The sequence below is a fragment of the Agromyces sp. Marseille-Q5079 genome (genome assembly GCF_051016555.1).
In the GTDB taxonomy this organism is placed as follows: Bacteria; Actinomycetota; Actinomycetes; order Actinomycetales; family Microbacteriaceae; genus Agromyces.
Window position 1 is genome coordinate 1 of sequence record NZ_JBPEJF010000011.1, and the last position, 19,978, is coordinate 19,978.

Annotated in this window: 16 protein-coding genes and 2 tRNA genes; 13 read left to right on the plus strand and 5 right to left on the minus strand. The window is 70.0% G+C overall.

Features of this window, described 5'->3' with window-relative positions:
* Positions 1-88: 88 nt before the first annotated feature.
* Positions 89-159, minus strand: a tRNA-Gly gene (locus ACR3IO_RS18340).
* A gap of 66 nt (positions 160-225) precedes the next feature.
* Entirely contained in the window at positions 226-3,966 is a 3,741-nt protein-coding gene (locus ACR3IO_RS18345) for an SCO7613 C-terminal domain-containing membrane protein (RefSeq protein ID WP_434072669.1), read from the minus strand.
* A 204-nt stretch (positions 3,967-4,170) separates the two neighbouring features.
* On the opposite strand from ACR3IO_RS18345, the gene ACR3IO_RS18350 reads away from it, so the two are divergent.
* The 7 genes from ACR3IO_RS18350 to ACR3IO_RS18380 all read left to right on the plus strand — a co-directional run bounded on the left by ACR3IO_RS18350 (position 4,171) and on the right by ACR3IO_RS18380 (position 10,352).
* Positions 4,171-4,245 (plus strand) — tRNA-Pro (locus tag ACR3IO_RS18350).
* A 48-nt stretch (positions 4,246-4,293) separates the two neighbouring features.
* Positions 4,294-5,721: a trigger factor gene (gene tig / locus ACR3IO_RS18355; RefSeq protein ID WP_434072670.1), complete on the plus strand. Its 1,428-nt coding sequence runs from the start codon at positions 4,294-4,296 to the stop codon at positions 5,719-5,721.
* Positions 5,722-5,810: 89 nt separating this feature from the next.
* Entirely contained in the window at positions 5,811-6,296 is a 486-nt protein-coding gene (locus ACR3IO_RS18360) for a tetratricopeptide repeat protein (protein WP_434072671.1), read from the plus strand.
* A 109-nt stretch (positions 6,297-6,405) separates the two neighbouring features.
* Positions 6,406-7,026, plus strand: coding sequence for an ATP-dependent Clp protease proteolytic subunit (locus tag ACR3IO_RS18365; RefSeq protein ID WP_434072742.1), 621 nt, complete (start codon positions 6,406-6,408; stop codon positions 7,024-7,026).
* Positions 7,027-7,052: 26 nt separating this feature from the next.
* Positions 7,053-7,721 (plus strand): ATP-dependent Clp protease proteolytic subunit, encoded by a 669-nt coding sequence (locus ACR3IO_RS18370; protein ID WP_434072672.1) that lies wholly within the window; start codon positions 7,053-7,055, stop codon positions 7,719-7,721.
* A gap of 186 nt (positions 7,722-7,907) precedes the next feature.
* Positions 7,908-9,185, plus strand: coding sequence for an ATP-dependent Clp protease ATP-binding subunit ClpX (gene clpX / locus ACR3IO_RS18375; protein WP_434072673.1), 1,278 nt, complete (start codon positions 7,908-7,910; stop codon positions 9,183-9,185).
* Between the two features lie 48 nt (positions 9,186-9,233).
* Complete coding sequence (locus ACR3IO_RS18380; protein ID WP_434072743.1) at positions 9,234-10,352, plus strand: benzoate/H(+) symporter BenE family transporter; 1,119 nt, start codon at positions 9,234-9,236, stop codon at positions 10,350-10,352.
* 37 nt (positions 10,353-10,389) lie between these two features.
* On the opposite strand, the gene sepH is transcribed toward ACR3IO_RS18380, so the two are convergent.
* On the minus strand, positions 10,390-11,583 hold the full coding sequence (gene sepH / locus ACR3IO_RS18385) for a septation protein SepH (protein WP_434072674.1): 1,194 nt from the start codon (positions 11,581-11,583) through the stop codon (positions 10,390-10,392).
* Positions 11,584-11,658: 75 nt separating this feature from the next.
* Between sepH and ACR3IO_RS18390 the strand changes: the two genes are divergently transcribed.
* Entirely contained in the window at positions 11,659-11,952 is a 294-nt protein-coding gene (locus ACR3IO_RS18390; RefSeq protein ID WP_055857482.1) for a DUF4193 domain-containing protein, read from the plus strand.
* On the opposite strand, the gene ACR3IO_RS18395 is transcribed toward ACR3IO_RS18390, so the two are convergent.
* A complete protein-coding gene (locus tag ACR3IO_RS18395) occupies positions 11,949-12,413 on the minus strand; it encodes a DUF3093 domain-containing protein (RefSeq protein ID WP_434072675.1) in 465 nt (154 codons plus the stop codon). The genes ACR3IO_RS18390 and ACR3IO_RS18395 overlap by 4 nt on opposite strands.
* A 38-nt stretch (positions 12,414-12,451) precedes the next feature.
* Here ACR3IO_RS18395 and dut point away from each other — a divergent pair, with 38 nt between their 5' ends.
* From dut to acnA, 4 genes are all read left to right on the plus strand, one after another.
* A complete protein-coding gene (dut, locus tag ACR3IO_RS18400; protein WP_434072676.1) occupies positions 12,452-12,910 on the plus strand; it encodes a dUTP diphosphatase in 459 nt (152 codons plus the stop codon).
* Positions 12,907-13,527, plus strand: coding sequence for a DUF3710 domain-containing protein (locus ACR3IO_RS18405; RefSeq protein ID WP_434072677.1), 621 nt, complete (start codon positions 12,907-12,909; stop codon positions 13,525-13,527). The genes dut and ACR3IO_RS18405 overlap by 4 nt, the downstream gene beginning before the upstream one ends.
* A gap of 2 nt (positions 13,528-13,529) precedes the next feature.
* Entirely contained in the window at positions 13,530-14,309 is a 780-nt protein-coding gene (locus ACR3IO_RS18410) for a DUF3159 domain-containing protein (protein WP_434072678.1), read from the plus strand.
* 157 nt (positions 14,310-14,466) lie between these two features.
* A complete protein-coding gene (gene acnA, locus ACR3IO_RS18415; protein ID WP_434072679.1) occupies positions 14,467-17,277 on the plus strand; it encodes an aconitate hydratase AcnA in 2,811 nt (936 codons plus the stop codon).
* 136 nt (positions 17,278-17,413) lie between these two features.
* On the opposite strand, the gene ACR3IO_RS18420 is transcribed toward acnA, so the two are convergent.
* The gene (locus ACR3IO_RS18420) at positions 17,414-17,761 is read right to left on the minus strand and encodes a LysR family transcriptional regulator (protein ID WP_434072680.1); all 348 of its coding nucleotides are present in this window, start codon (positions 17,759-17,761) and stop codon (positions 17,414-17,416) included.
* A gap of 205 nt (positions 17,762-17,966) precedes the next feature.
* Here ACR3IO_RS18420 and dxs point away from each other — a divergent pair, with 205 nt between their 5' ends.
* Positions 17,967-19,910: a 1-deoxy-D-xylulose-5-phosphate synthase gene (dxs, locus tag ACR3IO_RS18425; protein ID WP_434072681.1), complete on the plus strand. Its 1,944-nt coding sequence runs from the start codon at positions 17,967-17,969 to the stop codon at positions 19,908-19,910.
* Positions 19,911-19,978 lie beyond the last annotated feature (68 nt).

The following is a 19,978-nucleotide window of genomic DNA, read 5'->3' on the forward strand; positions in this document are numbered from 1 at the left end:
TTCCAAACTGATCACGCGGGTTCGATTCCCGTCATCCCCTCCCCATCGAAGCCCCGGCCGCGATGCGCGTCCCGGGGCTTCGATGGGGAGGGGATGACGGGAATCGAACCCGCGTGATCAGTTTGGAAGACTGAGGCTCTACCATTGAGCTACATCCCCGTGACCCGCTCGCGGGCACCAGATCATCGTAGTACACGCGGCGGCCCGGTTCGCGCAGGCGCCCGGTCAGCGCATCGCGGCGATCGACCTGATGGTGTTCCGTGCGAGTCGCATCTGCCGTTCGTAGGTCGCGGCGAGCGCGACGAGCACGACCCCGGCGAGGCCGAGCCACAGCCACCACCAGACGGCTTCGTAGAGCACGGTGATCGCCGGCCAGAACTGCACGACGGCGTGCACGAGCAGCACCGTACCGCCGAGCACGAACGGCGCCTGCAGTCGTCGCTGGGCGCCGACGACCAGCGCCGCGAGGGCGGCGACGCCGAGCGCGACGATGCGCCAGAGCTGCGGGTCGGAGAAGTCCGCCCAGAACGGCGGGATCAGCAGCACGGCCAAGCCGATGCCGAGCGCCCGCCAACTTCCCGTGGCGCTGCGGGTCATGGCGATCGCGCCCGTGGCGATGAGCGCGATGCCGATCGGGACCGTGACCACGTCGAACGGCTCGACGTTCTTGCTCGCGAGCGCGACGAGTCCGCTGAGCACGAGCAGGCCGCGCATCGTCCAGGTGAAGACGGGGCCCGACGCCGGTCGCGCGCGCAGGGCCGTGCCGACGATGGCCGCAGCGCCCAGGAGCGTCAGGAGCACGCCCGTTCGCAGGGTCGCGGATTCGCCCGAGACGATCGCGGTCAGGGTGGGAATCGCAGCGAGCACCACGGATGCCGCGGCGAGCCATTCGGCGACCACGGGCGGCCGCGAGGAGCTCCTCGCCCATCCGACGGACAGGGCGAGGCCCGCGACGAGGCCGAGGACCGGCCAGAACTCGATCGGGAGGGGACTCTCCGAACCCAGGGCGACGGACGTGCCGCGGACCACGGCCGCGATGGACGCCGCGGACCAGCCGGTCAGCGCGATGAGCAGTCGCCAGGGCACCCCGCGGCTCGATTCGGGGAGGAACATCGCGGCGAGCATGAAGACGGCACCCCCGGCGACGAGGATGAGCGCGCGCGGGTCGGATGCCGCCGTCGAGCCCACGCTCGGCAGCACCGCGATCGCGGCCGCCGAGGCGAAGAGCGCGGTGCGTCCGCGAGAGACGCCGGACGGCGTGGACGGAGCGCGTCGCCAGGAGATGAGGGCGCCGCAGGCGGCCAGCACGGCCGCGAGCGGCAGCGTATAGGCCTCGACCGCGGTGACTCCGTCGCCGGCCAGCCAGGCGTACAGCGAGAGGATCGCGAGGCCGGCGCTCAGCCATGACAGGTGCCGTGTGGGCGCATCGCCGCCGATCGGGTCGCCCGCGACCGAGCAGAGCAGGATGGGCACGGGCGCGAGGATCGCGAGGACGAGCCACGACTCGCCCGGGACGAAGACGGTCGTCGCGAGGGCCAGCATCCCGAGGGCGACGACTGCGGCGACCCACGCCGCGGTCGCGGCGTCGGGCCGCGGGCGCGCGAGCAGGTGGGCGAGGCCTGCCGAGGCGAGCACGACGCCGGCGAGCACGTATCCGCTCGCCTCGGCGTCGAGCAGCAGGAACGCGATGCTGCCGGCTGCGGCGGCGATCGCGAGCGGGACGAGTGCGGCGACCGCCACGCGGAGCGCCTGCGGTGCGGACGGTCGCAGCCAGAGCCCGCCGGCGACGGCGAGGCCGGCGGCGGGGGCCCAGGTCGGGCCGCCCTCGGTCGGCGTCAGCAGGAGTGCGCCCACGGCGAGCGTCGCGGCGAGCAGCATCGGCACCGTGAAGGCGACGCGGTCGCCCATCGACCCGAGCGGCACCAGAGCCGTGAGTGCGATGAGGATCGCCGCAGCGGATCCCAGGCAGATCCACGCCGCGGACGCGGGCTGCTCGAACGCGGCGCCCGCCGCATCGAGCCACGGGACGAGCGCGCCGAGCGTCGTCGCGGCGAGCACGCCAAGGGTCGTCGTGTGCACGAGCCCGATCGCCTCGGACGTCGTGGGCGACCAGATCCGGCCGGCGAGGAGTCGTCCGCCGAATACCGTGACCAGCACGACGAGCGAGACCCACGGCCAGATCGAGGTGGCGGCGAATCCGACGATCCACCCGATCGCGCCGCCGGAGACGCCGATCACGACGAGCACGACCCGCAGCGAGGCGTCCTGGACGCCCGGTACGCGGATGAACGCGGCGGCCAGCAGCGAGCCGGCGGTCAGGGCGAGCATCGTCACGGCGGAGCCGAACGGGCTGGGGACCATCGCGCCGATGAACAGCACGCCCGCGCCGAGCGCCCCGATGGGCACCGCGGACAGCCTGCCGAGGCGCCCGAGGAGCAGGAGCACCGCCGTCGCGCCGAGCGCGACGATCAGGGGCACCGCCGCGGCGCCCGCCTGCATCGTCGTGATGCTGGAGGACGTGTCGGCATCCGACCACGCGGGGGCGCTGGCGGAGAGCCGGACGCGGATCGCGTCGATGCCGATCACGATGCCGTGGCCCGTCGTGACGGCTGCGACGACCAGCGCTGCGACGAGGGCCCACAGTGCGCCTCGTCGCTGCGGCGCGCGTCGTCCGACGATCGCCGCCAGCAGGCACGCGACCACGCCGGTGGCCGCGGGTGCGGCCCAGACCGACACCTCCGGCGCGAGTTCGGCGAAGGCCGAGACCGCCGGAGCGAGCGCGAGCGCGAATCCCGCGACGGCGGCCGCGGAGTCCGCCCACACCTGGTGCACCCGGCGCCAGACGAACCAGGCCAGTGCCCACACGGCGGCACCGCCGAGGAACGCCCACGCCTGCGACCAGGGGAGTGCGGGGAGCGCCCATGGTGCGGCGAGGAGTGCCAGGGCGCCCCCGCCGTACCCCGCGACGAGCACGACCGCGCGTTCGGCCGTCCTCGGCGCGAGCGCGGCCAGCGAACCGAGGACGGACACCGCGAGGCCGCCGGCCCAGAACCCGGTGCCGGGATCGGCTGCGGCGCCGATGCCGAGCAGGAGGACGCCGGTGGGAAGCAGGCCGGCCGCGGCCAGTCCCGGTGCGCGGATGCCGCTGACCGCCCGCGTCCCGGCCAGCAGCGCCGCGACCACGAGGAGCGCCCAGCCCGTGTACGTCGATCCGTCGACGAGGTCGGATCCGAAGAGGGCGTTCGCCCGGACGATCCAGACGTCGAGCAGGAGCAGGACGACGGCGACGGATGCGACGCCCTCGGCGGTGCCCGGGAGCCGTCGCGTGCGCAGCAGCCACGCGAGGCCGAGCACCAGCACGCTCGCCACGGCGATGATGACCGACCGGACCTCGATGCTCGCGACGAGGTACGCGACGAAGAGGAAGACGATCGCCGCGACGGAGATGAGGACGACGCCGAGCGTGAGGAGGAGGACCTGGACCCCCGAGCGACGCGGACCCGTCGCAACCGCGGGAGCCGGCGCTACGGGCGCCGAGTCCGCGGTCGCGGTGACGGGCGCAGGGGCGGGGGAGGGCGCCGGTACCGCCCCAAGGACCGGCTCGGCGGGCGCGGAGGTCGGAGCGGGCGCCGGGTCGCCGCCGGCCTTCGGTTCCGCAGCCCCCGCCGGTGCTGACGGAACCGCGGGTGCGATGGGCGGGGGAGTCGGAGCCGGGGCGGCGGCCGCCTGCGCTTCGTACATGCGTCGGATGAGATCGGCCCGTCGAGCACCCTCGGCGTGGATGCGGCGACCGCTGGCGAGCACCTCCGCGGCATCCGGGCCCGCGAGGTCGAGCCCGCACGCCGAGCACACGGCGGAGGCCAGCGGGGACAGGCAGGACGGGCACCTCGTCGTGTCGACGAACTGCGCGGGATCCGCAGGCCAGCGGGGCAGCATCGCGGATGCCGCGGCGGGATGGTCGCTCATGGGACCACCATGGCAGCAGCGGGCGACGATGGGGCCGATCCGTCCACAGGCGCGCCGGAGTCCGCGGCGGGGCATCCGCCGGTCGTCCGAGCCGAGCACGCAGCAACCCGCCGCGACCGTGCAGTAGACTTTCCGGGGTCAACCCCGTGCACATGCCGTTCCGGCGTGCCCGCGCGTGGTGACTGACGAGTTGAGTCAGCGACTCGGGGCGTAGCTCAGCTTGGCTAGAGCGCCCGCTTTGGGAGCGGGAGGTCGCAGGTTCGAATCCTGTCGCCCCGACGGGTCGTGAGACTCGACACGAACTTCCACCAAACAGGAGAACTTCACATGCCGACCACTTCGGTTGAGAAGCTGAGCCCCACTCGCGCCAAGCTCACCATCTCGGTGACGCCCGAGGAGCTGAAGCCCAGCATCGCCCACGCGTACGAGCACATCGCCGAGCAGGTCAACGTGCCCGGCTTCCGCAAGGGCAAGGTGCCGCCGCCCATCATCGATCAGCGCGTCGGCAAGGGCGCCGTGCTCGAGCACGCCGTCAACGAGGGCCTCGACGGCTTCTTCCGCGCCGCGGTGACCGAGCACGAGCTGCGCCCCCTCGGCCGTCCCTCGGCCGACATCGTCGAGTGGCCGAGCGACAAGGACTTCTCGGGCGACCTCCTCCTCGCCATCGAGGTCGACGTGCGCCCCGAGATCGAGCTGCCGGCCTACGAGGGCCTCGAGCTCACCGTCGACACCGTCGAGGTCGGCGACGACGAGATCTCCGAGGAGCTCGAGCGTCTCCGCACCCGCTTCGGCACGCTCGTGACGGTCGACCGTCCGGCCGCCAAGGGCGACTTCGTGACGCTCGACCTGGTCGCCACGATCGAGGGCGTCGAGGTCGACACGGCCAAGGGCATCTCCTACGAGCTCGGCTCGGGCGAACTGCTCGAGGGCATCGACGAGGCGCTCGACTCGCTCACCGCGGGCGAGACCACGACCTTCGCGTCGAAGCTCCTCGGCGGCGAGCACGAGGGCCAGACCGCCGAGATCACCGTCACGGTCGGCGCCGTCAAGGAGCGCGAGCTCCCCGAGGCCGACGACGACTTCGCGCAGATCGCCAGCGAGTTCGACACGCTCGACGAGCTCACCGCGAGCCTCAAGGAGCAGGTCGCCCGCAACAAGTCGTTCGGCCAGGGCTCGCAGGCCCGCGACCTCCTCGTCGAGAAGCTCCTCGAGCTCGTCGACGTCCCGGTCGCCGACAGCGTCATCGAGGACGAGGTGCACCGTCACCTCGAGGGCGAGAACCGCCTCGAAGACGACGAGCACCGCGCCGAGGTCACCGAGGCGAGCACCAAGGCCTTCCAGACGCAGATCGTGCTCGACGCGATCGCCGAGGCCGAGCAGGTCAAGGTCAGCCAGGAGGAGCTCTCGCAGTACCTCGTCCAGGGTGCGGCCCAGTACGGCATGGACCCCAACGAGTTCGTGCAGATCCTGAGCCAGCAGGGCCAGATCCCCGCGATGGTCGGCGAGGTCGCCCGCAACAAGGCACTCGCGATCGCGCTCGGCAAGGCCAAGGTGACGGATGAAGCCGGCAACGCCGTCGACCTCTCCGAGTTCACCGCCGTGGTCGCCGACGACGACGCTGCACACGAGGCGCCCGCCGCCGAGTCCGCAGCCGACGAGGCTCCGGCCGACGAGACCCCGGCCGAGGCCGAGGCTCCCGTCGAGGAGAAGAAGCCGGCTCGCAAGCGCGCGCCGAAGAAGGCCGACGCCGAGTAGTTCGAGCGAACGCATCGCCGCAGGGCCGGACGGATTCCGTTCGGCCCTGCGTCGTCCCATCGCGGGGCGAACACATGAGGGAGGACGTCATGGACGACTGGGAGCGACGTATCGACGAGGTCTGGGCGCTGGCCTCCGGCTCGATGGTCGACGAGGAGGTCATCGCGCGCATCGACGCGATCGCGGCCGAACGCGGGCCCGACGACGCACGCGCCGAGTTCGAGCGCGCCGGGGCGCGCGACTCCGCCGGCCGCCCCGATCAGGCCGTCCCGCTCTACGAGCGCGCGCTGCGGCTCGGCCTCGACGACGAGCATCGCCCGCAGGCCGTGATCCAGATGGCGAGCAGCATCCGCAACCTGGGCGATCACCGACGGGCACTCGGCCTGCTCGAGGAGGAGTTCCGCACGCACCCCGATGCGCCGTACCGGGACGAGGTCGCGGCGTTCCTGGCGTTGGCGCTCGTGTCGTCCGCGCAACCCGAGCGCGCGGCATCCGTCGCCCTGCTGGCGCTGGCGCCGCACCTGCGGCGGTACACCAGATCGGTGACGAACTACGCGAACGACCTCGTCGACTGAACCTCGCGAAGCGGGCCGGGCGCCCCGCCGATCCGCTGTGGGCGAACCCGTCGCGACGCGGCATCCGCCGAGGGCGAACAGCCGCGTTCACGCGTGTTGCACCGGATAGATTCGACACAACGCGACAACGCAGAAGGAGCGACACATGGCCGAAGCGACACCCGGCACCGGAGTTTTCGATCGACTGCTGAAGGACCGCATCATCTGGCTCGGGTCCGAGGTGCGTGACGAGAACGCCAACGAGATCGCGGCGAAGCTGCTGCTGCTCGCGGCCGAAGACCCGAAGAAGGACATCTACCTCTACGTCAACTCGCCCGGCGGGTCGATCACGGCGGGCATGGCCATCTACGACACCATGCAGTTCGTGCCGAACGACATCGTCACGGTCGGCATCGGCATGGCCGCGTCGATGGGGCAGCTCCTGCTCACGGCGGGCACCAAGGGCAAGCGGTACATCACGCCGAACGCCCGCGTGCTGCTGCACCAGCCGCACGGTGGCTTCGGAGGCACCGCGAGCGACATCCAGACCCAGGCGCAGCTCATCGTCTCGATGAAGAACCGCCTCGCCGAGATCACCGCGGCCCAGACCGGCAAGTCGGTCGCCCAGATCAACGCCGACGGCGACCGCGACCGCTGGTTCACGGCGCAGGAGGCCCTCGAGTACGGCTTCGTCGATCACATCCGCGAATCCGCGCTCGACGTCGCCGGCGGCGGCGGAACCCAGGCGTAGGCATCGAGAGAAGAGAGAACGAGCGAATGAACATCCCTGCCTTCGGCGGCACCGCCTTCAACGGCGTGCAGGCGCCGGGTTCGCGGTACATCCTCCCGAGCTTCGAGGAGCGCACGGCCTACGGCTACAAGCGCCAGGACCCCTACGCGAAGCTGTTCGAGGACCGCATCATCTTCCTCGGCGTGCAGGTCGACGACGCGTCGGCCGACGACATCATGGCCCAGCTCCTGGTGCTCGAGTCGATGGACCCCGACCGCGACATCATCATGTACATCAACTCGCCCGGCGGCTCGTTTACGGCCATGACGGCGATCTACGACACGATGCAGTACATCCGGCCCGAGGTCATGACGGTCGTGCTCGGCCAGGCCGCCTCCGCGGCCGCCGTGCTCGCGGCCGCAGGCACGCCCGGCAAGCGCCTGGCGCTGCCGAACGCGCGCGTGCTGATCCACCAGCCCGCGATGGGCGAGGCCGGCCACGGCCAGGCATCCGACATCGAGATCCAGGCGGCCGAGATCCTGCGCATGCGCTCGTGGCTCGAGTCCACGCTCTCGCGTCACTCGAACCGTACGCCCGAGCAGGTCAACCTCGACATCGATCGCGACAAGATCCTGTCGGCCCAGGAGGCCCTCGAGTACGGTCTCATCGACCAGGTGCTCACCTCGCGCAAGTCGATCCCCGCGATCACGAGCTGACCGCACGCACGACCTGACGGATGCCCCGGCGAATCGCCGGGGCATCCGTCATGTGCGGGGCCGCGTGAAACCCGCTCGTGCGTTCGCCGCGCGCGAACCGATGCGCCGATCAATCCGGGCGAGTCTGGCCGACGTGCGCCGATCTCGGGCTAGGCTCGGAGCAGATTCGTCGACAGGGAGGGTTCGATGGCACGCATCGGAGAGAGCGCCGATCTGCTCAAGTGCTCGTTCTGCGGAAAGAGCCAGAAGCAGGTCCAGCAGCTCATCGCCGGACCCGGCGTCTACATCTGCGATGAGTGCGTCGAACTCTGCAACGAGATCATCGAGGAGCGGCTGGCCGAGGCCGGCGAGACGCCGGCGGGGGAGTTCGAGCTTCCCAAGCCGAAGGAGATCTTCGCCTTCCTCGAGGAGTACGTCATCGGGCAGGAAGGCGCCAAGAAGGCCCTCGCCGTCGCGGTGTACAACCACTACAAGCGCGTGCGCGCGAAGGCCACGCTCACGACGGCCGACCGCGCCCACGACGATGTCGAGATCGCCAAGTCGAACATCCTGCTCATCGGTCCGACCGGGTGCGGCAAGACCTACCTCGCGCAGACCCTCGCCAAGCAGCTGAACGTGCCGTTCGCCGTGGCCGATGCCACCGCCCTCACCGAGGCGGGCTACGTCGGCGAAGACGTGGAGAACATCCTCCTGAAGCTGATCCAGGCCGCCGACTACGACGTGAAGCGCGCCGAGACCGGCATCATCTACATCGACGAGGTCGACAAGATCGCGCGCAAGGCGGAGAACCCGTCGATCACCCGCGACGTGTCCGGCGAAGGCGTGCAGCAGGCGCTGCTGAAGATCCTCGAGGGCACAGTGGCCTCCGTCCCGCCGCAGGGCGGGCGCAAGCACCCGCACCAGGAGTTCATCCAGATCGACACGACGAACGTGCTGTTCATCGTGGCCGGCGCATTCTCCGGGCTCGAGAGCATCATCTCCTCGCGCGCGGGCAAGCGCGGCATCGGGTTCGGCGCACCGCTGCACAACAAGGAGAGCGACGCGCAGCTCTTCAGCGAGGTGCTCCCCGAAGACCTCCACAAGTTCGGGTTGATCCCCGAGTTCATCGGCCGCCTGCCCGTCGTCGCGACCGTCACACCGCTCGACCGCGAGGCCCTCATGGAGATCCTCACCGTGCCCAAGAACGCGCTGGTCAGGCAGTACCAGCGCATGTTCGAACTCGACGGCGTCGAACTCGACTTCGAGGAGGCGGCGCTCCAGGCGATCGCCGACCTCGCCGTGCTCCGTCAGACCGGGGCGCGCGGCCTCCGCGCGATCATGGAGGAGGTGCTCGGACCGATCATGTTCGAGGTGCCCTCGTCCACGGGCGTTGCACGGGTCGTCGTGACCAAGGCGGCGGTCCTCGACAACGCGGCTCCCACGATCGTGCCGCACAAGGCGCGACGCGCCGAGAAGTCCGCCTAACCCCGCCCGGCCATCTTCCAGACGATCGTCGCGGGCGTCATCGCCGCGATCACGGGCTTCGCGAGCTCGTTCGCGCTCGTCATCGCCGGTCTCACCGCGGTCGGTGCGAGCGATGCGCAGGCGGCATCCGGGCTCGTCGCGCTGTGCATCGCAACGGGCGTGACCTGCATCGTCCTCCCGATGTTGCTGCGGATCCCGGTCTCGTTCGCCTGGTCGACGCCCGGCGCGGCCCTGCTCGTCTCCGCCGCGGCGACGACCCAGCAGTTCGGCGCCGCGGTCGGGGCGTTCCTCGTCTGCGGTGCGCTCATCGTCGTCGCAGGACTCTGGCCGACGTTCGGTCGACTCATCACGTCGATCCCGAAGCCCATCGCGAGCGCCATGCTCGCGGGCATCCTCTTCCCGATCTGCATCGCGCCGGTCACGGCCGCGGTGGAGCAACCGGCGATCGCGATCCCGATGGTGCTCGTCTGGCTTCTGCTCGCTCGCCTTGCCCCGCGCTGGGCCGTGCCCGCGGCGATGGCGGTCGCGGTGATCGGCATCGCGATCCTCGCCGGCCCGTCCGTGATCGAGTCCTCCGCGGTGCTCCCGGCGCTCGAGTTCGTGCCGCCCGTGTTCGATCCTGCCGTGATCGTGGGGCTCGGCCTCCCGCTGTTCGTCGTGACGATGGCCGGCCAGAACGTGCCGGGGTTCGCGGTCATGAGCACGTTCGGCTACGAGACCCCACCGCGCCCAGTGCTCGTGGCCTCGGGCGTCGGCACGCTCGGCTCGGCGCTCTTCGGCGGCCACGCGATCAACCTCGCCGCCATCACGGCCGCGATCATGGCCGGCCCCGAGGCGAGCCCCGACCCGGAACGCCGATGGAGGGCGACCGTGTCAGCGGGAGTGTCCTACCTGGTGCTCGGTGTCGGCGCGGGCTTCGCCGCGGCGATCGTGCACGCGTCGCCGCCGATCATCATCACCGCGGTCGCCGGGTTGGCCCTGCTCGGCGCGCTCGTCACCTCGGTCACGGGCGCCCTGGAGGAGCCCGCCTCGCGCATCCCGGCGATCAGCACGTTCCTCGTGACGGCGTCGGGCATCGCCGTGGTCGGCCTCGGCTCGGCGTTCTGGGGGCTCGTGGTCGGCGGCCTGATGCTGGCGTGGCTGCGCGTGCGCACTCCGACACGCTGACCGGCGGATGCCGCGGCCGGTCCTGCGGATGGGGGAGTCAGGCCAAGTCGTCGTCGGTGCGCGCGCCGAAGACGATCTCGTCCCAGCTCGGCATCGATGCGCGGCCCTTCTTCGGGGCCCGGTTGGACGCGTTCGGAGCCGGGCTCGCCGACGCCTTGCCGCCCCAGAGCGATCTCGTGGGGTTGCTCGACCGCTCCTCGGGGGCCGAGTCCTCGTCGGGGCGCAGCAGCTCGTCCGCTGGTTCGGAGAACGCCAGTTCGGGCTGCTCGGGCTCGCTCGAGGTCGCCTCGCGCTCTCCGCGGCGACGACGCAGCGCCTCGAGGAGGTCTGCCGTCTCGCCGAGGGCCTGAGCCGGCTCGTCGGCGCGCTTGATGGCGGCACGGGACACGGCGGGGCTCGAGACACCGGGGGTGGATCGTGCGTACGGCAACGGCTCCAGGTGCGGCGCCGTGTCGGCCACGGCATCGGTCGGCTCTTCGAACGTGAAGGCGCCGCTGTCGAACCGGGAGTCCTCGGAGTCCGGTCCGACTGCGCGAAGGCGGGGCATGAGGCCCCCCTTCAGTTCGCCCTGCTGGGAGAGCGTCGTCGCCTCGGAGTTGAGCGGCTGCAGGGACTGCTTGCGGGGCTCGAATCCCCAGCGGGCGTCGTGGTCGATGGCATCGGCGGTGAACTCGAGCTTGACGATCCAGCCGCGCTCCTCGTCCTTCCAGCTCGCCCACCGCTCGCCTTCGGCGCCGAGCTTCGCGAGACGGTCGCGGATCGCCAGGCCGAACGTCACCGGTTCGTCGCCGTCGGTGTCGATCACCGCGTGCACGGGGACGGCCAGTGCGCTCGTCACGACGTGTTCGCGCTCGGCCACGACCGGCCCCTCGAACCGTCGGACGTATTCGACGGAAGCTCCGGTCACCTGCGCGACATCCTCGGACGAGAGCCCGGACCGGATGAGCGCCTGCACCTCGCGGGGAGAGGGTTTCGGGCCGGTGTGCACGTCGGGTTGCGCCTGACGGATGCGCGACTGCAGCACCTCGTCGATCTCGATCCGGAATCGCGCGCCATCGTCGGATGCGGCCAGCAGTGCACCGTTCTCGACTCCGATTACTTTGAGTTCCTGCATCTCGACAAGCCCTTCCGTGCCTCTGTCTCCGCCCAAGGATGCCACGTCGGATGCGGCGACTCTGGGAATACCCCGGGCGCGCCGGAAGTTGAGAGGGTGCAAATGGTAGACCAGCATGAATGGTTTGCCAATGGCGATGATTTGATGCAGACTATGGCCGCCGAATCTTCGGCGCTGACGAAATGGATGGGAATGGCAACGGATTACGACGCACCACGGAAGACCGAGGACGACTCCGAGTCGATCGAGGCCCTCAAGGAGCGCGTGCCCGACAAGATGTCGGGTGTTGTGGATGTCGAAGACGCCGACAACCCCGGTGGGTTCGACCTGCCCGGTGCCGACCTCTCGGACGTCGAACTCGACGTCGTCGTGCTGCCCCCGCAGGCTGACGAATTCACGTGTGTGAACTGCTTCCTCGTGAAGCACCGATCGCAGATCGACCACGAGTCAAAGCTCGGTCCGATCTGCCAGGAGTGCGCCGCCTAACCGGCGTGCTCTCCGAGCTCCGGCCGTCGCGATCTGTTGATCGCGGCGGCCAATTCTTTTGCGTTGCGGCTCGACACGAGCCAGTAGGGGACCGGGTCCGCGTCGTCGACGATCGGGATCCGCACGACGGGCTTCACCCAGCCTCGGATCACGAGGTAGGCGCGTGCATCCAACCGCACCCCGGTCTCGGCCCGCGCATCCGCGTCGAATGCGGCGACCGCGTGCCCGGTGTGCTCGACGGGGATCTCGGCGCGCCCTGCGCGGAGCATCCCGTCGTGGAGTTCGATCGTGGGGGACGTCACCGTCAACGCCCCGGCCGTCGCACCGTAGAGGATCAGGCCGGTCACGATGCCCGCCGGCAGGGAGACCGGGGCGAGCGTCAGGATGCTGGCCGGGATCAGGAGCAGGGGGGCGATGTAGATCCACGCACTGGGCCACAGGCGTTCACGGTAGTCGGGCATGGCTCTATTCGATCAGACTTCTGCACTACCCTCGAACGGTGACCGATTCCGTCGAGGTGCTCATCACCGCTGACCGCGTCCCCACGTACGCCCACGCCGGCGACGCCGGGGCCGACCTGCACGCCGCCGAGTCCGTGGTGCTCCGACCGGGTGAGCGGGCGACCGTGGCCACCGGCGTCGCGATCGCGCTGCCCGACGGGTACGTCGGGTTCGTCGTGCCCCGCTCGGGGCTCGCCTTCAAGCACGGCATCACCATCGTGAACGCACCGGGCACGGTCGACGCGGGATACCGCGGCGAGATCAAGGTGGCGCTGTTGAACACCGACTCGAACGAGTCGTACACGATCGAGGCGGGCGATCGCATCGCGCAGCTCGTGGTCATGCCGGTGAGCCGTGCTCGGTTCATCGAAGTCGAGCGGCTCCCCGGGAGCCAGCGCGGCGAGGGGGGATTCGGCTCCACCGGTTTCGGTGAGCACAAGTCAGGAGTGAACGCGTGAGCGAAATCGACAACATCGACGACATCCCCGTCGACCAGCCGAAGTCCGCACCCGAGGACCGTGCCGAGGCCGGTCCGTTCGACGAGTCGGAGGCGAACCCCGTTCGCCCGTACGTCGACCTCGGGGGCGTCAAGGTGCTTCCCCGTGATGGGCTCCACGTGCGGCTCGAGGTCGAGGAGGGCACGAAGCGCGTCGTCGCGATCGGGCTCGACTACGCCAACTCCACGCTGCAGGTCCAGCCGTTCGCCGCACCGCGCACCAGCGGCCTCTGGCACGAGATCCGTGCGCAGATCGCCGACCAGATCGCCCGCCAGGGCGGCACGACGACCGTTCGCGACGGGGCCTTCGGTCCCGAGGTCCTCGCGCAGATCCCCGTGGCGGCCGCCGAGGGGCAGGCCGGCCACCAGCGGCTCGCGCGCTTCATCGGCGTCGACGGACCCCGCTGGTTCCTCCGTGGCGTGATCGCCGGCGAGGCCGCGGTCGATCCCGCGGCGGCGGCCAAGATCGAGGACCTCTTCCGTTCGATCGTCGTCGTGCGGGGCACGACGCCGATGCCGCCGCGCGACCTCATCCCGCTCCGCATGCCGACGGCGGCGACCGGCACGCCCACCGCGTGAGCATGACCGAACCGGACTCGCGACCCGACTCCGAGCGGCCCGACGGCGCCGATGCCCCGTCCGACGACTCGTCGGGCGAGTTCGCCCGCCAGTTCGCCGCCGCGGCGGAGAAGAGCGGTCTCGGCGCGCTGGCGCGCGACGAGAAGCTGAGCGGCGGCGACCTGCTGCGTGCCGTCGGCGGGGTCCGAGGCGTGCTCGAGGCGCTCCTGCCCGGTCTCGTCTTCCTCGTCGCCTACGCGATGCTCACCAGCGTCGCCGGCTGGCAGACGCAGGCTGCGCTCGTGCCGGCACTCGCGGCGTCGGTCGGCCTCGCCGTCGTCTTCACGGCCGTGCGCATCGCGACCAAGGGCCAGCCCACGCAGGCCATCGCCGGACTCATCGGGGTCATCGCCTCGGCCGCATTGTCCCTGTGGTCGGGCGACGCGCGCGACAACTACGTTCTGGGCTTCTTCACGAACGCGGCCTATGCGCTCGCGCTGCTCGTCTCCATGCTGGTGCGCTGGCCGGCGATCGGCGTGATCGTCGGGTTCCTCATGGGCGACGGCACCGCGTGGCGCGCCGATCGGCGCAAGATGCGCGTCGCGCAGTTCCTGACGCTGGTGTGGATCGGCCTCTTCGCCGCACGCCTGCTCGTGCAGGTCCCGCTGTACTTCGTCGACAACGTCGCCGCCCTCGGCGTCTCGCGACTGCTGATGGGCGTGCCGCTCTACGCCCTCGTCCTCGTGTTCACGTGGCTCGTCGTCAGGGCGGTCTACCCGTCTTCCGCGCGATCCGCCGAGTGATAGAGTTATCTCGACGTCAAGATAAATTCCGCGCTCATGCGGAGCCTGTCGGACACCGGGACGCTTAGGTTACCCTTGCTGGATCGGTCCTGCGTCTGACGGCGAAGATGGAGTGTTGCGCGTGCGTTCGCGCGGCACTCGCGAAGGAGAGGACATCGTGTCTGCAGTGAACAGTTTTGGGGCGAAGGACACGCTCCAAGTCGGCGACACCTCATACGAGATCTATCGGCTGGACACGGTTCCCGGCCATGAGAAGCTTCCGTTCAGCCTGAAGGTGCTGCTCGAGAACCTGCTCCGCACCGAAGACGGTGCGAACGTCACGAAGCAGCAGATCGAGGCGCTCGGCTCGTGGGTCCCCACCGCCGACCCCGACACCGAGATCCAGTTCACGCCGGCGCGCGTGGTCATGCAGGACTTCACGGGCGTGCCGTGCATCGTCGACCTCGCCACCATGCGCGAGGCGGTCGTCGCACTCGGCGGCGACCCGAACAAGATCAACCCGCTCTCGCCCGCCGAGATGGTCATCGACCACTCGGTCATCGCCGACCTCTTCGGCACCGAGAACGCCCTCGAGCGCAACGTCGAGATCGAGTACGAGCGCAACGGCGAGCGGTACCAGTTCCTCCGCTGGGGCCAGACGGCGTTCGACGACTTCAAGGTCGTCCCGCCCGGCACCGGCATCGTCCACCAGGTGAACATCGAGCACCTGGCGAAGGTCATCTACGACCGCACGGTCGACGGCGTGCTCCGCGCGTACCCCGACACCTGCGTCGGCACCGACTCGCACACGACCATGGTCAACGGCCTCGGCGTGCTCGGCTGGGGCGTCGGCGGCATCGAGGCCGAGGCGGCCATGCTCGGCCAGCCCGTCTCCATGCTCATCCCCAAGGTCGTCGGCTTCAAGCTCTCCGGCGCCATCCCCACGGGCGTCACGGCGACCGACGTCGTCCTGACCATCACCGACATGCTGCGCAAGCACGGCGTCGTCGGCAAGTTCGTCGAGTTCTACGGCTCGGGCGTGGCATCCGTGCCGCTGGCCAACCGCGCGACCATCGGCAACATGAGCCCCGAGTTCGGCTCGACCGCCGCGATGTTCCCGATCGACGACGTGACCATCGACTACCTGCGCCTCACTGGCCGCAGCGCCGAGCAGCTCGCCCTGGTCGAGGCGTACGCCAAGACGCAGAAGCTCTGGCACGACGCCGACAACGAGCCGGTCTTCAGCGAGTACATCGAACTCGACCTCTCGACCGTCGTCCCGTCGATCGCCGGGCCGAAGCGTCCGCAGGACCGCATCGAGCTCTCGAACTCGAAGTCCGCGTTCGAGAGCGCCCTGCTCGACTACGCGACCGTCGAGCACGACCTCGTCGACCTCGAGGGCTCGGAGTCCTTCCCGGCGTCCGACGCCCCTGGCAACTCGCCCGAAGACGAGTACTCGCACCACCACCACACCCACAAGAGCCACGCACCTGTGACGGCGTCCAAGCCCACGGATGTCACCCTCGCCTCCGGCGAGAACTTCGTGCTCGACCACGGTGCGGTGGCGATCGCCGCGATCACCTCGTGCACGAACACGTCGAACCCCTCGGTCATGCTCGCCGCCGGCCTCCTCGCCCGCAACGCGGCGAAGAAGGGCCTGAAGGCGAAGCCGTGGGTCAAGACCACCCTCGCGCCGGGTTCGAAGGTCGTCACCGACTACTACGAGAAGGCCGGTCTGACCGCCGACCTCGAGGCGCTCGGCTTCTACACCGTCGGCTACGGCTGCACCACGTGCATCGGCAACTCCGGCCCGCTGCTCGACGAGATCTCGGCCGCGGTGAACGACTCCGACCTCGCCGTCACGGCCGTGCTCTCGGGCAACCGCAACTTCGAGGGCCGCATCAACCCCGATGTGAAGATGAACTACCTCGCGAGCCCGCCGCTCGTGATCGCGTACGCCCTCGCCGGGTCGATGAACTTCGACTTCGAGGCCGACGCGCTCGGCACCGACCGCGACGGCAACGACGTGTTCCTGAAGGACATCTGGCCCGACGCCGCAGAGGTGCAGCGCACGATCGACACCTCGATCGACACCGACATGTTCGTCACGCAGTACGCGAGCGTGTTCGAGGGCGACGAGCGCTGGCGTGGGCTCGAGACCCCCACAGGCTCGACCTTCGAGTGGGACGAGGCGTCGACCTACGTGCGCAAGCCCCCGTACTTCGACGGCATGACGATGGAGACGACCCCGGTCGCCGACATCGTCGGAGCGCGCGTGCTCGCCAAGCTGGGCGACTCGGTCACCACCGACCACATCTCGCCGGCCGGCAACATCAAGGTCGACAGCCCCGCTGGGCGCTACCTCGCCGAGCACGGGGTCGAGCGCAAGGACTTCAACTCCTACGGCTCGCGCCGTGGCAACCACGAGGTCATGATCCGCGGCACGTTCGCGAACATCCGCCTGAAGAACCAGCTCCTCGACGGCGTCGAGGGCGGCTACACGCGTGACTTCACGCAGGCCGACGCGCCGCAGTCGTTCATCTACGACGCCAGCCAGAACTACCAGGCGCAGGGCACCCCGCTCGTCATCTTCGGCGGCAAGGAGTACGGCTCCGGCTCCTCGCGCGACTGGGCGGCGAAGGGCACCAGCCTCCTCGGCGTGAAGGCCGTCATCACCGAGAGCTTCGAGCGCATCCACCGCTCGAACCTCATCGGCATGGGTGTCGTGCCCCTGCAGTTCCCCGCGGGCGAGAGCTGGGCGTCGCTCGGTCTCGATGGAACCGAGGTCGTCTCGATCTCGGGTCTCGAGCAGCTGAACGAGGGCGTCACGCCGAAGACCGTGCGCGTGGTCGCGGCTCCGACCGAGCACTCGCCCGAGGGCAAGCAGACCGTCGAGTTCGACGCGGTCGTGCGCATCGACACGCCCGGTGAGGCCGACTACTACCGCAACGGCGGCATCCTGCAGTACGTGCTGCGTTCGCTCGTCTGAGCGCCAACGAGAATCGCCCGTTCTCCTGCTCCGGACTCATCCGGCGGGGGAGCGGGCGATCCGCGTACCTGCCCGTCCCGTCGGGCGGGTTCGGTCGTCGGCACGTGGCCGGAGCCTGAGCGTCTGCCGTCGCCCGTCAGCGCGACTGGCGCTTCTTGTACGGCAGCGGCTGCCCCTTCACCTTCGGAGCGCGCCCCTTGCCCTTGGACGCCTTCGCCTTGCCGCCGGTGTTCGGCTTCGCCGGGGTCTTCGCGGCATCGTCCGCGGCGATCTCGTCGCGTGCCGTGACGAGGAATCGCTCGCCGTCGGCGGTGAGCTCGACCACGTCGGCCGTGCGGGTGACCAGCGATGTGCCGACGGCGGCCTCGACCGCGTCGAGCGACGATCGGAGGGTTGCCCGGGAGACCCCGAGCGCGGTGGCGGCACGTCCGAGATGCCCTTCCGACGCGACGGCGACGAACTGGCGAAGCTGGGTGATCTCCATGACGGCCTCTCTCCGGCCGCGGGTCCCGCGGTCCGATTCAACAGTACGGTGCGGCGGTCGAACTCTCGACAGCACCATCGGGCGGGGCGACGCAGGCGGTCCGGGCCTTCCGGCTCGAGCGCCGACAGCCGGGCGCAGGGAGCCCGACCGCGTAGAATGGCGTGATGCCCCGGCTGCCCCGGGACGTGGACGAAAGGTGGTCTCGATGTCCCTTCTGGAGTCGATCGGAGGTCCCCGCGACCTCGACGCTCTCTCGAAGGAGCAGCTCGAACAACTGGCTCTCGAGATCCGCGAGCACCTGGTGCGCAACGTCGCGAAGACGGGCGGGCACCTCGGTCCGAACCTCGGCGTCGTCGAGCTGACGATCGCGATGCACCGCGTGTTCGACTCGCCTCGCGACGCGATCGTGTTCGACACCGGCCACCAGTCGTACGTGCACAAGCTCCTCACCGGGCGTCAGGACTTCTCGACGCTTCGCCAGGAGGGTGGACTGGCCGGATACCCGCAGCGTTCGGAGTCCGAGCACGACATCGTCGAGAGCTCACACGCATCGAGCTCGCTCTCCTGGGCCGACGGCATCTCCCGCGCGTTCTCCATGACCGGTCAGGAGGATCGCACGGTCGTGGCCGTCGTCGGAGACGGCGCCCTCACCGGTGGCATGACGTGGGAGGCGCTCAACAACATCAGCGACGACAACAACCGTCGACTGGTCATCGTCGTGAACGACAACGGGCGCTCGTACGCACCCACCATCGGCGGCATGGCGCGATTCCTCAACGGCGTGCGCACGCGCCGCAGCTACCGCAACCTCTACCTGACCAGCCAGCGGGCGTTCGATCGCATGGGCGGCGCCGGACGCGCGATCTATCGCGGCGTGCGCGGCGGGACGCATGGCTTCCTCTCGCGGTTCTCCAACAACGAGGCCCTGTACTCGAACCTCGACATCAAGTACATCGGACCGATCCACGGGCACGACGTGGCGGCGATGATCGAGGCGTTCGAGCAGGCGAAGCACTACGGTGCGCCGGTCATCGTGCACGCGATCACCGAGAAGGGCCGCGGATACGAGCCCGCCCTCAAGGACGTCGCAGATCAGTTCCACGCGGTCGGGCAGATCGATCCCGAGACCGGCGAGTCCCTCGAGGCCAGTGGTGCCGTGAGCTGGACGAGCGTGTTCGGCGACAAGCTCGTCCAGCTGGCCGCCGAGAACGATCGCATCGTCGGCATCACCGCGGCGATGCTTCGTCCCACGGGTCTCCACAAGATGGCCGAGAGGTTCCCCGAGCGGGTCATCGACGTCGGCATCGCCGAACAGCACGCCGCGGCATCCGCCGCCGGTCTCGCGTTCGGCGGCATGCATCCCGTGGTGGCCATCTACGCCACGTTCATCAATCGCGCCTTCGACCAGGTCCTCATGGATGTCGCGCTCCACAAGGCCGGCGTCACGTTCGTGCTCGACCGAGCCGGCGTGACCGGCCCCGACGGTCCGAGCCATCACGGTGTCTGGGACCTCGCGATCCTGCAGGTGGTGCCGGGCATCAGGCTGGCGGCGCCGCGCGACTCCGTGCGACTCGAGGAGGAGCTCGCCGAGGCCGTCGCCGTCGACGACGGCCCGACCGCGCTGCGGTTCCCCAAGGGCAGCGTCGGGCGGTTCTACGACGCCGTGCGCCGTACCGACGACGGCGTCGACGTCCTGCGCGAGGGTTCGGGCAAGGACGTCCTCCTCGTGACGGTGGGCCCGATGGCCGGCACCGGGCTCGAGGTCGCCGAACGACTCGCCGCGCAGGGCATCGATGCCACGGTCGTCGACCCGCGCTGGGTCGTCCCCGTGCCGCGAAGCGTCGTGAGCATGTCGGCCGAGCACCGGCTCGTCGTCTGCATCGAGGACGGCATCCGCGTCGGAGGCATCGGCACCCGCATCCGGCAGGACCTTCGCGAGGCCGGTGTCGACACCGCGGTGACCGAGGTCGGACTTCCCGACGAGTTCCTCGATCATGCCACCCGTGCGCAGATCCTCGAGCGAACGCGTCTCACGGCACAGGACATCGCGCAGGACGTCATGGGCATGGTGCTCGGGTCGAAGCTGCCGCACGCTCGGGGAGTCTCGAACGAAACGGGGTCGACGGCGATCGTCGCCGGCGATCGCTGACCTCGGGCACAACAGCCCGAGCCGCCTGCGGTCATTGCGCCGACGCGTGCGTCCGCATGGCGAAGGGG